Source organism: Actinoplanes sp. NPDC048796 (genome assembly GCF_040650035.1).
Classification (GTDB): Bacteria; Actinomycetota; Actinomycetes; order Mycobacteriales; family Micromonosporaceae; genus Actinoplanes.
In genome coordinates this window covers 376,904-389,560 of record NZ_JBEZGO010000006.1, presented here as the reverse complement: position 1 = coordinate 389,560, position 12,657 = coordinate 376,904, and the positions used below count along the sequence as shown (strand labels likewise).

16 protein-coding genes are annotated in these 12,657 nt (G+C 69.1%); 8 read left to right on the top strand and 8 right to left on the bottom strand.

The genetic code is table 11. From position 1 onward, the window contains the following. Positions 1-11: 11 nt before the first annotated feature. Both AB0C26_RS26340 and AB0C26_RS26335 read left to right on the top strand, forming a co-directional pair. Entirely contained in the window at positions 12-617 is a 606-nt protein-coding gene (locus AB0C26_RS26340; RefSeq protein ID WP_360252718.1) for an NUDIX hydrolase, read from the top strand. Further along, the gene (locus tag AB0C26_RS26335; RefSeq protein ID WP_360252716.1) at positions 614-1,456 is read left to right on the top strand and encodes a sugar phosphate nucleotidyltransferase; all 843 of its coding nucleotides are present in this window, start codon (positions 614-616) and stop codon (positions 1,454-1,456) included. Before AB0C26_RS26340 ends, AB0C26_RS26335 begins: the two co-directional genes overlap by 4 nt. A 29-nt stretch (positions 1,457-1,485) precedes the next feature. Here the strand turns inward: AB0C26_RS26335 and AB0C26_RS26330 are convergent, their stop codons facing one another. The 5 genes from AB0C26_RS26330 to AB0C26_RS26310 form a co-directional block, all read right to left on the bottom strand. Next, on the bottom strand, positions 1,486-1,773 hold the full coding sequence (locus AB0C26_RS26330) for an Lrp/AsnC ligand binding domain-containing protein (protein ID WP_360252714.1): 288 nt from the start codon (positions 1,771-1,773) through the stop codon (positions 1,486-1,488). A 104-nt stretch (positions 1,774-1,877) separates the two neighbouring features. Further along, positions 1,878-3,485 carry a ubiquinol-cytochrome c reductase cytochrome b subunit gene (locus tag AB0C26_RS26325; RefSeq protein ID WP_360252712.1) on the bottom strand — a complete coding sequence of 536 codons (1,608 nt, stop codon included), beginning with the start codon at positions 3,483-3,485 and terminating at the stop codon, positions 1,878-1,880. After that, a complete protein-coding gene (locus tag AB0C26_RS26320) occupies positions 3,482-4,585 on the bottom strand; it encodes a Rieske 2Fe-2S domain-containing protein (RefSeq protein ID WP_360252709.1) in 1,104 nt (367 codons plus the stop codon). Before AB0C26_RS26320 ends, AB0C26_RS26325 begins: the two co-directional genes overlap by 4 nt. Then, entirely contained in the window at positions 4,582-5,430 is an 849-nt protein-coding gene (locus AB0C26_RS26315) for a cytochrome c (RefSeq protein ID WP_360252707.1), read from the bottom strand. Before AB0C26_RS26315 ends, AB0C26_RS26320 begins: the two co-directional genes overlap by 4 nt. 49 nt (positions 5,431-5,479) lie before the next feature. Next, the gene (locus AB0C26_RS26310; RefSeq protein WP_360252705.1) at positions 5,480-6,079 is read right to left on the bottom strand and encodes a heme-copper oxidase subunit III; all 600 of its coding nucleotides are present in this window, start codon (positions 6,077-6,079) and stop codon (positions 5,480-5,482) included. A 108-nt stretch (positions 6,080-6,187) separates the two neighbouring features. Between AB0C26_RS26310 and AB0C26_RS26305 the strand changes: the two genes are divergently transcribed. From AB0C26_RS26305 to AB0C26_RS26290, 4 genes are all read left to right on the top strand, one after another. After that, positions 6,188-7,162: a cytochrome c oxidase assembly protein gene (locus tag AB0C26_RS26305; protein ID WP_360252703.1), complete on the top strand. Its 975-nt coding sequence runs from the start codon at positions 6,188-6,190 to the stop codon at positions 7,160-7,162. A gap of 94 nt (positions 7,163-7,256) precedes the next feature. Next, a complete protein-coding gene (locus AB0C26_RS26300) occupies positions 7,257-7,682 on the top strand; it encodes a hypothetical protein (RefSeq protein ID WP_097319984.1) in 426 nt (141 codons plus the stop codon). A gap of 3 nt (positions 7,683-7,685) precedes the next feature. Then, positions 7,686-8,744: an anthranilate phosphoribosyltransferase gene (gene trpD, locus AB0C26_RS26295; protein WP_360252701.1), complete on the top strand. Its 1,059-nt coding sequence runs from the start codon at positions 7,686-7,688 to the stop codon at positions 8,742-8,744. A 124-nt stretch (positions 8,745-8,868) separates the two neighbouring features. Further along, complete coding sequence (locus tag AB0C26_RS26290) at positions 8,869-9,072, top strand: hypothetical protein (protein ID WP_360252698.1); 204 nt, start codon at positions 8,869-8,871, stop codon at positions 9,070-9,072. A 173-nt stretch (positions 9,073-9,245) separates the two neighbouring features. Here AB0C26_RS26290 and AB0C26_RS26285 read toward each other — a convergent pair whose 3' ends face one another. After that, positions 9,246-9,671 carry a cytochrome c oxidase subunit 4 gene (locus AB0C26_RS26285; protein WP_360252695.1) on the bottom strand — a complete coding sequence of 142 codons (426 nt, stop codon included), beginning with the start codon at positions 9,669-9,671 and terminating at the stop codon, positions 9,246-9,248. A 7-nt stretch (positions 9,672-9,678) separates the two neighbouring features. Next, on the bottom strand, positions 9,679-10,635 hold the full coding sequence (gene coxB, locus AB0C26_RS26280; RefSeq protein WP_360252692.1) for a cytochrome c oxidase subunit II: 957 nt from the start codon (positions 10,633-10,635) through the stop codon (positions 9,679-9,681). 178 nt (positions 10,636-10,813) lie between these two features. On the opposite strand from coxB, the gene AB0C26_RS26275 reads away from it, so the two are divergent. Together AB0C26_RS26275 and AB0C26_RS26270 are read left to right on the top strand one after the other, a co-directional pair. Next, positions 10,814-11,950, top strand: coding sequence for an aminotransferase class V-fold PLP-dependent enzyme (locus AB0C26_RS26275; protein ID WP_360253154.1), 1,137 nt, complete (start codon positions 10,814-10,816; stop codon positions 11,948-11,950). Continuing rightward, on the top strand, positions 11,947-12,159 hold the full coding sequence (locus tag AB0C26_RS26270) for a sulfurtransferase TusA family protein (protein ID WP_360252689.1): 213 nt from the start codon (positions 11,947-11,949) through the stop codon (positions 12,157-12,159). The genes AB0C26_RS26275 and AB0C26_RS26270 overlap by 4 nt, the downstream gene beginning before the upstream one ends. Here the strand turns inward: AB0C26_RS26270 and AB0C26_RS26265 are convergent. Continuing rightward, positions 12,152-12,652, bottom strand: a complete 501-nt coding sequence (locus AB0C26_RS26265; protein WP_360252686.1) for an ATP-binding protein — start codon at positions 12,650-12,652, stop codon at positions 12,152-12,154. The two genes, AB0C26_RS26270 and AB0C26_RS26265, sit on opposite strands and share 8 nt — an antisense overlap. Positions 12,653-12,657: the final 5 nt, after the last annotated feature.

Here is a 12,657-nt window from a genome sequence, read left to right as displayed (position 1 = left end):
GCCTTGCGCGTGTGAGTTTCCCTCGGGTCGTACGGGCGTACGCGTATCAGGCTTTCTACCGGTTGCCGAGCGCCGCCCGCCGCCGCATCGCCGGGCTGGTCGCCCCGCGGTATCTGGTCGGCGCGGTCGCCGTGATCCGCGACGCCGAGTCGAGCGCCCCCGACCGGATCCTGCTGCTGCGCCAGCCGCCGAACCGGGGCTGGAGCCTCCCGGCCGGCCTGCTCAAGAAGAACGAGCGGCCCGAGGTGGGCGCGGCCCGCGAACTGTTCGAGGAGACCGGCGTCCGGCTCGCCCCGGCCGACCTGACCCCCGGCAACCCGAACGCGATCATCCACCCGGTCGGCGTGGTCGACACGGTCTTCTTCGGCTCGGTTCCCGCGTCCACGACGAAGCTGGCCGTCGACGGCGGCGAAATCCTCGAGGCGGCCTGGTTCCCGGTCGACGACCTCCCCCGCGTGACCGTCAACACGGGCCACCTGCTCGCCCGCTACGGCATCGGCGGCAAGAAGACCGCCGCCCTGGCCGCCAAGAAGGCCAAAGCCGAGGCCGCCGTCACCCAGGAAAGCGACGACGCCGCCGCTCGCCAGGATGGGGACCACGAGGCTGGGGACAAGTGACCAAGGTCTGCGGTGTTGTGCTGGCCGCGGGTGAGGGGCAGCGGCTGCGGCCGTTGACGGAGATTCTGCCCAAGGCGCTGTGCCCGGTCGGGAATGTCGCGCTGCTCGATCGCGCGCTGGGGCGGCTGGCCGCGCTCGGACTGGCCGGGCCCGGGAACGCCGCCGTCAACGCGGCCTACCTCGGTGAGCAGGTCGTCGCGCACGTCGGTGACCGGGCTCACCTGTCGGTCGAGCCGGACGGGCCGGTCGGCACCTCGGGTGGGGTGGGGCGGCTCAAGGGCTGGATCGACGGGCGGGGCGCGCTGGTCGGCAACGCCGACGCGTACCTCTCGGATCCCGGTCGTGAGCCGGGTAAGGACATCGCAGCGCTGCTCGACGGCTGGTCGGGCGAGACCGTGCGAATGCTGACCAAGACCAATCCGCCGGGCGCGACCGGCGGGTTCAGCGGCCGCCGGTTCGCCGGTTTCTCGCTGCTGCCGTGGCGCTACGTGCGGGACCTCTCGACCGAGATGAGCAACCTCGTTCGTACGGTCTGGCGCCCGGCCGAGGCCGAAGGCGCGCTCGAGCTGATCGACTACGAGGGTTCCTACATCGACACCGGGACGCCCGGCGACTACCTCACGGCCAATCTGCACGCCGCGAAGGCCCGCGCCCTCATCGACCCCTCAGCGACGATCACCGGAACCGTCACCGACGCCGTGGTGGGCGCCGGGGCCACCGTCCACGGCGAGATCACCCGCTGCGTGGTGTGGCCCGGGGCCGAAGTCACGGCCGACGAGAAGCTCGTCGACGTCATCCGCGCGCCCGGCCCGGTGACGGTAAGGGTCCCCACCGCGTAGAAGGCGCCGAGCGGAGGCGTGCGAGCGGGTCAGTCGGCGTCGGGGAGGCCGATGGCGAAGGCGTCCTCGAGGTCGTGCTTGGAGTAGGCGCGGAACGCGATGTGCGACTCCGTGTTCACCACGCCCGGGGTCTTGGAGATCTTGCCGGCGATGACCTCGGCGATGTCGTCGAAGCGGGCCACCCGGACGATGGCGATCAGGTCGACGTTGCCGGCCACCGAGTAGACCTCGCTGACGCCGTCCAGAGCCGCGAGCGCCTCGGCGACCTCGGGAATCGAGTCGGTGGCGCAGTCGATGTGCACGATCGCGGTGTTCACCAGCGGGCTCCTCGCCTCTGAGGTAGTGGACCGATCAATCTTAGATACGGGAAGGGGCCCGCCGAAGCGGGCCCCTTCCTCGTTTTACGTGACAGCGTGCCGGGTCAGCGACCGGAGCCGATCTCCTCGCGGTCCTTGCCGGAGACCGGCGGCATACCGGGCGAGACCGGAGCCTCGGACGGCTTCTCGACCGGGAAGAAGAAGCCCTTGATCGCCGGCGCGAGGGCGCCGACCCGGTTCATCTTCTTCGGGACGACCCAGCCCCCGTACTCCAGCGGCTCCGGGTGTCCGTGGTCGTCCACCGGGCCGAGCGGCTGGTGGACCTCGACGAACTGGCCGTTCGGCAGGCGGCGGATGATGCCCGTCTCCACGCCGTGCGCCAGCACCTCGCGGTCGTGCTGCTGCAGGCCGAGGCAGATGCGGACGGCCAGCCAGTACATCAGCGGCGGCCCGATGATCAGGCCGAGACGTCCGGCCCAGGTCATCGCGTTGAGGCTGATGTGGAACTTGTCGGCGATCACGTCGTTGGCGCCGGAGATCGTGGCGACCAGGAAGAACGTGAACGCCATGACGCCGATGCCGACCCGCTCCGGGTTGTCGCGGGGACGCTCGAGCAGGTTGTGGATCCGCTTGTCACCGGACTTGCGGGCCTCCAGCCACGGCCAGAGCATCGGCAGCGTGAAGATCACGCCGAGGCCGACGCCGGCCGGCCAGAACAGCGGCGGGATGCTGTAGTCGCCGATGTAGATCTGCCAGTTCGGCATGAGACGGACCAGGCCGTCCATGAACATGACGTACCAGTCGGGCTGCGAGGCCGAGGAGACCTCGGACGCCCGGTACGGGCCGAACAGCCAGATCGGGTTGATCTGGAAGAGACCGGCGAGCAGCGCGATCGTGCCGAAGCAGGCCATGAAGAAGCCGCCCTGCTTGAGCGCGTACCGCGGGAACATGCGCTCGCCGACCACGTTGGTGTTGGTCCGCATCGGGCCCGGCCACTGGGTGTGCTTCTGCTTGAACACCAGGGCCAGGTGGATGCTGATCAGCGCCAGCAGACCGCCCGGGATGAGCAGCACGTGGGCGATGTAGAACCGGCCGATGATCAGGTGGCCCGGGAACTCGCCGCCGAAGACGGCGGCCGAGAGCCAGGTGCCGATGATCGGGAAGGACAGCATGATCGCCGACGCGATGCGGAGACCGGTGCCCGACAGGCCGTCGTCCGGCAGCGAGTAGCCGGTGAAGCCGGCGAAGAAGCCGAGGAGGAACAGGATGATGCCGATCACCCAGTTGATCTCGCGCGGCTTCCGGTATGCACCGGTGAAGAAGATACGCGCCATGTGCACGACGATCGACGCCATGAACAGCAGCGCCGCCCAGTGGTGCATCTGCCGCATGAACAGACCACCGCGAACCTCGAACGACAGCCGCAGCGACGACTCGTAGGCGGCCGACATCTCGGTGCCGCGCAGAGCCGAGTACGGGCCGTCGTACGCGACCTCCTTCATCGACGGGTCGAAGAAGAGGGTCAGGAAGACGCCGGTCAGCAGCAGGACGATGAACGAGAAGAGCGCGATCTCGCCCAGCAGGAACGACCAGTGGTCAGGGAAGACCTTGTTGAGCAGGGCCCGTAGCGGGGTCGCCGCCTGGAACCGCTCGTCGGTGCCTCGCGCGACGGCCACGGGGGCCTGCGCGAGGTCTACTTTGCGCCGCTTCACGGCCGCTCCCAGAAGTCAGGTCCGACAGTGTCCTTGAAGTCGGACTTTGCCACGAAGTAGCCCTCGTCGTCCACGTCCAGCGGCAACATCGGCAGACGGCGGCTGGCCGGGCCGAAGACGGGCTGGGCGTTGCGGGTGATGAGGAACTGCGACTGGTGGCACGGGCAGAGCAGGCGGTTGGTCTGCTGCTCGTACAGGCTCGCCGGGCAACCGGCGTGCGTGCAGATCTTCGAGTACGCGACGTAGTCGCCGTACATCGAGCCGGCGTTGCGCCGGTCGGCCTCGGCGTTGCGCCGGGTCTCCTCGGCGTCGTCGGCCCGCAGGTGGATCAGCAGGGTCGGCGAGTCGGCGTACTCGTTCGTCGCTCCGCCGGGGATGCCGGGGAAGACCGTCGCCTGGCCACCGGTGCTGATGTCCTCGGGCCGGATCGGGGTGCCGTCCTCGCGGGCCAGCCGGACCGGCTGGCCGTTGTTGTGCACCGGGTTGAAGCCGGTCGAGAACAGCGGCGGCGGGGAACCCTTGTGCGGGTTCTCGATGAGGCCACCGAGCAGCGGGGCCGCGGCCACGATGCCCAGCGGCGCGGCGGCGAGGCCGATCGCACCCTTGAGCAGCGGCCGGCGCTGCACGCCGCCGGCCAGCTCGTCACCCACGAAGAGCGCGGTCTGCCCGGTGATCAGCTGCTCGTCGCTGGGCGACGCGCCGTCGTGCCGCTTCTGGATCGAGACCTCGTGCGGCAGCAGCTTCTTGGCCCAGGCCAGGATCGCGAAGCCGAGGGCGAACAGCGAGATGCCGAGGCTGATGCCGAGGATCGGCGTGTAGAAGTCGCTCATGGTCTCGCCGAGCTCGAACCGCCACGGCCACCAGATGTAGGCGACCAGGAAGACGAGCGCGGCCAGGCCGGACACGATGAACAGCAGCGCGATGTTGCGGACGACCCGCTTCTCGGCCTTGGAGTCGCGGCCCTGGAACTGCGACTCGTACGTGACGATCTCGATCTCGTCGCGCCGCAGGCCCTCTTTGACGATGTCGAAACGCGTCAGTTTCGGGTCGTGGACATCGACCGGCTGGGCCGGCTCGGTGTCGTGGTGCACAGTCGTCATGACTTCCCCGCAATCCACAGCGACGTGAAGACCAGGAGGGTGATGCCGACCAGGAAGACGGCCATGCCCTCCGTCGACGGGCCGTAACGGCCGAGGTTGAACAGGCCACCCGGGTCACGGTCGTCCTGCAGCTGCATCGTGATGTAGGTGATGATCTCGCGCTTCTCGTCCGGCGTGAGCTGGTTGTCGCCGAACACCGGCATGTTCTGCGGGCCGGTCAGCATGGCCGCGTAGATCTGCTCGGGCGTGGCGTCGTGCAGGCTCGGGGCGTACTTGCCGGACGACAGGGCGCCACCGCCACCGCCGAAGCCGTGGCACGAGGTGCAGTTGACCCGGAAGAGCTCGCCACCGCGGGCCAGCGCCTCGGGGTTGGACTTGAGGCTCTCGGTCAGCTCACCCTGGGGGATCTGGGGGCCTCCACCCAGCTCCTGGATGTACTGCGCGAGCTGCTTGGTCTGCGTCTCGTCGAACTGCGGCTTCTTCTGCTCCGCCTGGGCTTCCTGCCGGGTCATCGGCATACGGCCGGTACCCACCTGGAACTCGACCGAGGCGGCGCCGACGCCGATCAGGCTCGGGCCACGGTCGTCGACACCCTGCGCGTCCTTGCCGTGGCAGCTGATGCAGCTGTTGTCGAACAGCTGCTTGCCCTCGAGCGCGGCGGCCGACAGTTGCCGGTTGTCCTCGGCGAAGGCTCCCGGGGCGAAAGCGGTGTAGATGCCGCCGGCGAGCGCGAGGGCGGCGAGCATACGCACCGCCGCGCCGAACCGCCGGCGCGCCCGGCTCGGCGCCTTGCGCCCCCGGGAGAACACCCTGAGACGCCGCTTGGCGGGGGTGTCTGAAGTCATGGGCTGAGTCCCTCTGGGTTTTGACCTGAAGCTCATGGACGGATGCGGGCTACTGAAGCCAATAGATCATGGCGAACAGCGCGATCCACACGATGTCCACGAAGTGCCAGTAGTACGACACGACGATCGCCGAGGTGGCCTGCGCCGGGGTGAACCTACCCATGGTCGTACGGATCATGTAGACGATGAACGCGATCAGACCGCCGGTCACGTGCAGGCCGTGGAACCCGGTGGTCAGATAGAACATCGAGCCGTAGCCGTCGCCGTTGAGCTTGATGCCCTCGTGGACGAGGTTGCGGTACTCGTTCGCCTGCCCGAGCACGAAGATCAGGCCCATCACGAAGGTGATGGTGAACCAGCGACGGAGCGCGAACACATCGCCCTTCTCCGCCGCGAACACGCCGAGCTGGCAGGTGACCGAGGAGAGAACCAGGATCACCGTGAACGTCGTCGCGTACGGAATCTTGAGCGCTTCCGTGTGTTCTTCCCACATCTCCGGCGCTGCCGCCCGGATCGAGAAGTACATGGCGAACAACGCCGCGAAGAACATGAGTTCGCTGGAGAGCCACACGATCGTGCCGACGCTCACCATGTTCGGTCGCGTCAGCGAGTGGATCCTGCTCTTGTCGATGGCTGAGGCCGCTGTCACGAGGCTCATTATTGCCCCGCGATCAGTCCAAGGTGATGCGGGGGGTCGAATCCGTCATGAGATTCCAGCCCGGGAGAAGTGGCCGCGACCGGATGGGCCTAGCCTCGAATGGTGCACCTAGCCGAAACGCCCACACTCGCCGCGTCCAGCGGGGATACTGTTCTTCCGCCGTTCACGCCGGCCGCGATCTTCACCGAGATCCACATCGGGAGCCTGGTCGCGCTGTTCCTCGTGGTGGCGGCGGCGCTGTACGGATACGGCGTCTACCGGTTACGCCTGCGCGGCGACCACTGGCCCACGGGCCGCACGGTGGCCTTCGTCGCTGGTGGACTGGGTTCCATCGCGTTCGTCACGGTGACCGGCATCGAGAAGTACGACACGGCGCTGCTCTCGGTGCACATGATCCAGCACATGACGCTGTCCATGGTCGGGCCGATCTTCCTGGCCCTGGGCGCGCCGGTGACGCTCGCGCTGCGCGTGCTGCCCGCGAGTCCCCGTAAGACGCTGCTGGCCGTGCTGCACAGCCGGGTCGCCCGGGTCCTGACGTTCCCGCTGGTCGCGTTCGGCATCTTCGTGGCCAACCCGTTCATCCTCTACTTCACCGACCTGTACCGGCAGACGCTGCTGCACCCCTGGCTGCACGAGTTCATCCACATCCACTTCATCGTCACCGGCTGCCTGTTCTTCTGGCCGCTGCTGGGCCTCGACCCGCTGCCCAACCGCTGGCCCTACCCGGGCCGCGCGCTGCTGATGGTGCTGTCGGTGCCGTTCCACACCGTGCTCGGGCTGACGATCATGCAGGCCAGCACGCTGCTGGCCGGCGACTACTACCCGAGCCTGGGCCTGAGCTGGGCCGACCCGAAATCCGACCAGGTCACGGCGGGCGGCATCCTCTGGGCCGGCGGCGAGATCGTCAGCGTCACGATGCTGGGCATCCTGGTGATGCAGTGGATCCGCCAGTCCGAGCGCGAGGCCCGCCGGATCGACCGGGCCCTCGACCGCCAGGAGGCGGAGGAGCTGAAAGCTGCCGCCAAGATCACAAATACGGGGAACGCGGGGCTACCGGGGTCCGCCATCGAGTAACCGGGTCCGTTACGATCTGTCGGCACCTACGACGTGAACCGGGCCGTCCGACCACCCCGCCCGCCACCCGTTACCGGACTGAAGGCTGCCGATCATGAGCGACGAGTACACGGTTTTGCTTTACAGCGACGATCCCGCGGTGCGCGACCGGATCCGGCTCGCCATCGGCGAGCGTCCGGCGGCCGACCTCAAGGTCGAGTTCGCGGACGCCGCCACCTGGGAAGACTGCCGCAACCTGCTCGACAAGTACGAGATCGACCTGATGGTGCTCGACGGCGAGGCCGCGCCCGCCGGCGGCCTGGGCATCGCCCGGCAGACCAAGGACGAGTACGCGACGCCCCCGCCGGTCTGCGTCGTCATCGCCCGCGCGGCCGACCGCTGGCTCGCGGCGTACTCGCAGGTCGACCAGACCCTGGTCGCCCCGCTCGACCCGGTGACCACCGGTCAGACCGTGGCCGCGATGCTCCGGGCCCGCCGTGACGGCGCGATCCCGCTGGGCACGCTCGGCAAGCTCGCCTGAGACATGGGCGCACGCACCTGGCCCAACCTCACCATGGCCCTGCTCCGCGGCGAGGAGCTGGCGACCGCCGACACGGCCTGGGCGATGGGCGAGATCATGGGCGGCAACGTCACGCCGGCCCAGATCGCCGGTTTCGCGATCGCCCTGCGCGCCAAGGGTGAGACGCCGGGTGAGCTGGCCGGCCTGGTCGAGGCCATGCTGGACAACGCCACCCTGGTGCCGCTGCCCGAGGACGTCCGCACCTCGGCGGTCGACGTCGTCGGCACCGGCGGCGACCGGGCCAACACGGTGAACATCTCCACCATGGCGGCGATCATCACGGCCGCCTCGGGTGTGACGGTGGTCAAGCACGGCAACCGCTCCGCGTCGTCCACGACCGGCACGGCCGACCTGCTCGAGCGTTTCGGCATCCCGCTCGACCTGGGCCCGGCCGGCGTGGGCCGCACGGTGTCCGAGGCCGGCATCGGCTTCTGCTTCGCCGCCCGCTACCACCCCGGCATGCGCCACGCGTCGGTGCCGCGGCGTGAGCTGGGCGTGCCCACGTTCTTCAACGTGCTCGGCCCGCTGACCAACCCCGCCCGCCCGACCGCCGGCGCCGTGGGCTGCTTCGACATCCGGATGGCGCCGGTGATGGCCGAGGTCTTCGCCCGGCGCGGCGACTCGGTGATCGTGATGCGCGGCGAGGACGGCCTCGACGAGTTCACCACGGCGGCGCCGACCCGGGTGTGGACGGCAAACGGCGGCAAGGTCGAGGAACTGGTGATCGACGCCGTCGAACTCGGACTTCCCCGCTCGGAGCCGGCCGCGCTGCGCGGTGGCGACTCGGCGTACAACGCCGACGTGGCCCACCGCACCTTCGCCGGCGAGCCCGGCCCGGTCCGCGACGCCGTGGTGGTCAACGTGGCGGCCGCCCTGGCCGCTCAGGGAGGCTTCCCCGGCGACCTCAGGGACACGCTGCGGGCCGGAATAGCGCGAGCCCAGGAGACGATCGACTCCGGGGCCGCCACGGCCCTCCTGGAGCGCTGGGTGGCCGCCGCGCAGGCGGCCAAGGCCGCCGAGTAAAAGGATTCACAGGTAACACGCCGTCGCTAATCCGCCACAATGCCCTATTTCCGTGGCAGCGTCGGCATCGAATTCGGGTAAATCCACCTTCCGGCGAAGAGACGGCGAAGAGAGGAGCCCACCCGTGTCGGAACGCGAGATGCGCTGCGTCATCTGTGACGGCGACATGATGTTCGAGGTGCCGCCCTGCTCGGACGGCCACGACGACTGCCCCGAGATGGTCTGCACGCGCTGCGGCGCGGCCGAGGTCGTCGCACCGATCGTCGTCCACTGGTACGGCGCCACCAGGCCCCGCAAGATAGCTCCAAGGCAACGCCAGGCGGCATGAAGAAAGGCCCCGCGGTCTCCCAAGACCCGGGGCCCCTCTTTTGCCCGCGAACGCCGCCGGTGAGATGGCAGGTGGTTTTTCGACGTCCGCGGGGTTTGCGGACGGCGGAAAACCGCCTGCCATCTCACCGGTTACAAGGCGTTCGCCCGCGGAGCGAAGCGAAGCCAGCCAGTTCAGTGCTCGGCGGGGTGCCGGGTTCCGGTGTAGTACTCGAAGATCATGGCGCTCGACGCGATGATCACGAGGATCAGGCCGACCACCACCAGCCACCACATCCAGAACGCCAGGCCGATGCCGGCGATCGTGGCCGACAGCGCGATGCCGAACGGCCAGTAGCTGCCCGGGCTGAAGAAGCCGATCTCGCCGGCGCCCTCGGCGATCTCGCCGTCCTCCCGGTCCTCCGGGCGCAGGTCGATGCGCCGCGAGACGAACCAGAAGAAGCCGCCGCACATCGAGCAGAGGAGTCCGGAGAGGATCAGCGCGACCGTGCCGATCCACTCGACGTGGCCCTCGTAGCTCTGCGAGTAGAAGCCGTAGACGATCGCCGCGCCGAAGAGGAAGGCCGCGACCCCGACGAAGATCTTGTATTCGGTCTTCACGAGCCGCTCACTTCCCCGCGGTTACGGCGCCGGCGCCGGAGGCGACGGAGTTGGTCTGGTTCCAGCTGTGGTCCTGCCGGCGCGTGTCGAACGGCTTGGTGGTCGTCGCGTACGCCTTGTCGCCGGTGAAGCCGATGGCCGCCATGCCCTCCTGGGTGGTGGCGCCGTTCTTGCGGGCGGCGAGGTACTGGTCGAACTTGTCGGGCGAGACCACTACCAGCTCGAACTGCATGAAGGCGTGGTACGTGCCGCAGAGCTCGGCGCAGCGCCCGACGTAGCGGCCCTCACGGTCGAGGGTCACCTCGAACTGGTTGCGCACGTTGCCCGGGAAGACGTCGCGCTTGAACAGCATCTCGGGCACCCAGAACGAGTGGATGACGTCCTTGCTGGTCTCCTCGAACCGGATCTTCTCACCGGTCGGCAGCACCAGCAGCGGAATGACCTCGGAGGAGCCGACCGTCGAGGCCACCGTCTTGGCGTCCTCGCCGAGCCCGTCGCGGTAGTTGAACTGCCAGTTCCACTTGAACGCGACGACCTCGACCACCTGGTCAGGGTTCTTCGACAGCTTGTCCACGTCGGTCTGCACGATGGCCGTGTAGTAGAAGAGCACCGCCACGATCAGCACCGGGGTGACCGTGTACAGAACCTCCATCGGCATGTTGAACCGGGTCTGCACGGGCAGCTCGTCGCCGCGCTTGCGGTACCGGATGATGCACCAGAAGATCAGGCCCCACACGAAGATGCCGACGACGAGAGCCGCGATCACCGAGGCGATCCACAGGTCGTACATCCGGTGTGCCTGCAGGCTGATGCCGTTGCTCGGCCATCCGAAGTGGCTGAACGCGTCGCCGATGCCGTTCACCGAACAGCCCGAGAGCAGCAACAGCAGGGTCGCCCCACCGAGGCCGAGCCCGGCGAACCGGACTGCCGATCGCGGCCGTGCGGCCGAACTCTTTGCGCCCACCTGCTTTTGCCTCCCTTAGCAGCGCCGCCCCGCCCGAAACCGGACACCGAGCGGCAAGGCGTCACCGTCGGTCGCAGATTACTCGACCTGGCCCTAACGTCCGGGCCGGGGGGTCGGATCTTCGACGGTGCACGGTTACCCCTCAACAACCGGACGATACCGTTCCCGAGTGGAATACATGGGCGTTCCCGGTGGTCCGGCGGCATACATGGACGTCGCGACCGCCTCTCCCCTGCATCCGGTGGCCCGGGAAGCCCTGCTGGCGGCGCTCGACGACGGCTGGGCCGACCCGGCCCGGCTCTATGCCGCGGGCCGGCGGGCACAACAGCTTTCCGAGGCGGCGACGGGTGCGTTCGCCGAGGCGTTGGGGGTACGGCCGGACGAGCTCTCGCTCTGGCCCTCGGGCACCGCGGCCGCGCAGGCGGCGGTGCTGGGCGCCCTGGCGGGACGGGCCCGGCAGGGTGACACATTGGTCCATTCCGCGATCGAGCACTCGGCCGTGCTGCACGCGGCCCGCCGCGGAAAGGCCGTCGAGGTGGGAGTGGACCGTCTGGGCCGGCTCGACCTCGACGCGTGGGACAGCGCGGTGTCCACACCGGGCGTGGCGGTGGCCGCGCTGATCAGCGCGAGTCACGAGGTGGGCACGGAGCAGCCGGTGGCGGCGGCCGCCGGGTACTGCGACGAGGCCGGCGTGCCGTTGTTCGTGGACGCCGCCCAGTCGATCGGGCGCGCGCCGGTGGCGCCGGGGTGGTCCCTGCTGAGCGCGAGCGCGCACAAGTGGGGCGGCCCGCCCGGGGTCGGCGTCCTCATCGTACGCAAGGGTGTGCGCTGGATCTCGCCGTTCCCGCAAGATGATCTTTATCGCCCGGGCGTGTCGGGCGCCCTCGACCTGCCGGCGGTGGTGGCCGCGGCGGCGAGCCTGCGGGCCGTGCTGTCCGAGGCGCAGACCGAGGCCGTGCGGCTGTCGGCGCTCATCGACCGGATCCGCGAGCGGGTGGCGGCGACAGTGCCCGACGTCGAGGTGGTGGGCGACCCGGTGAACCGGCTGCCGCACCTGGTCACCTTCTCCTGCCTCTACGTCGACGGCGAGGCGCTGCTGCACGCGCTGGACCGGGCCGGGTTCGCGGTCTCGTCCGGCTCGTCGTGCACGGCGTCGACGCTGCGGCCGAGCCACGTGCTGGAGGCGATGGGCGTGCTCAGCCACGGCAACGTGCGGGTCTCGCTGCATCGCGGCACGACCGAGGACGAGGTGGAGCGGTTGTTGGCCGTACTCCCGGGAATCGTCGAAAGCATCCGGAAGGAGGCGGGAATGTGATCGAGCTCGACTGCCGGGGCGAGAAATGCCCCCTGCCGGTGATCCACCTCGCTCAGAGGATCAAAGACCTCAAGATCGGCCAGACCGTACGGGTCCTGGCCGACGACCCGGCCGCGGCCAACGACATCCCGGCCTGGTGCCGGATGAAGGAACAGGAGTACCTGGGCTCCCCTTCGCCGGGCGCCTTCGAAGTCAGACGTCTCAGCTGAGGTATTCGAGGATCGGGCTGACCGGGTCCTTGGCGAAGAAGGTGTCGACGACCAGGCGCGGGCCGAGGTAGGGCTCGTACTCTTTCTGGCGCTCGAGGACCCGTACCCAATCGGGAATTCCCTCGTGATCGCGTGCTTCGTAGCGCTTCTCCACCCGGCGGCGATGCTCGGCGTCGTCGCCGCAGACCACCTCGACCACCCGCAGCGGCACGGCCAGGCGCTCGGCCAGGTCGACCCAGAGCTGGCGGGCCGCCTTCACCGGGTTCACCGCGTCGATGATCACGTGCTGGCCGTTGGCCAGCTGCACCTCGGCCAGCGCGGCCACCACCCCGTAGGCCGCGTAGCCGGGACGGGGCTCGCTCACCTCGTACCGCTGCAGGGTGAAGTCGACGGTGTCGACGGCGAGCACGCACGCCGGCAGCTCGGTGGCCACCCTCGCGGCGAGCGTGCTCTTCCCCACGCCGGGCAGACCGGCAAAGACCGCCAACACCATGGTTT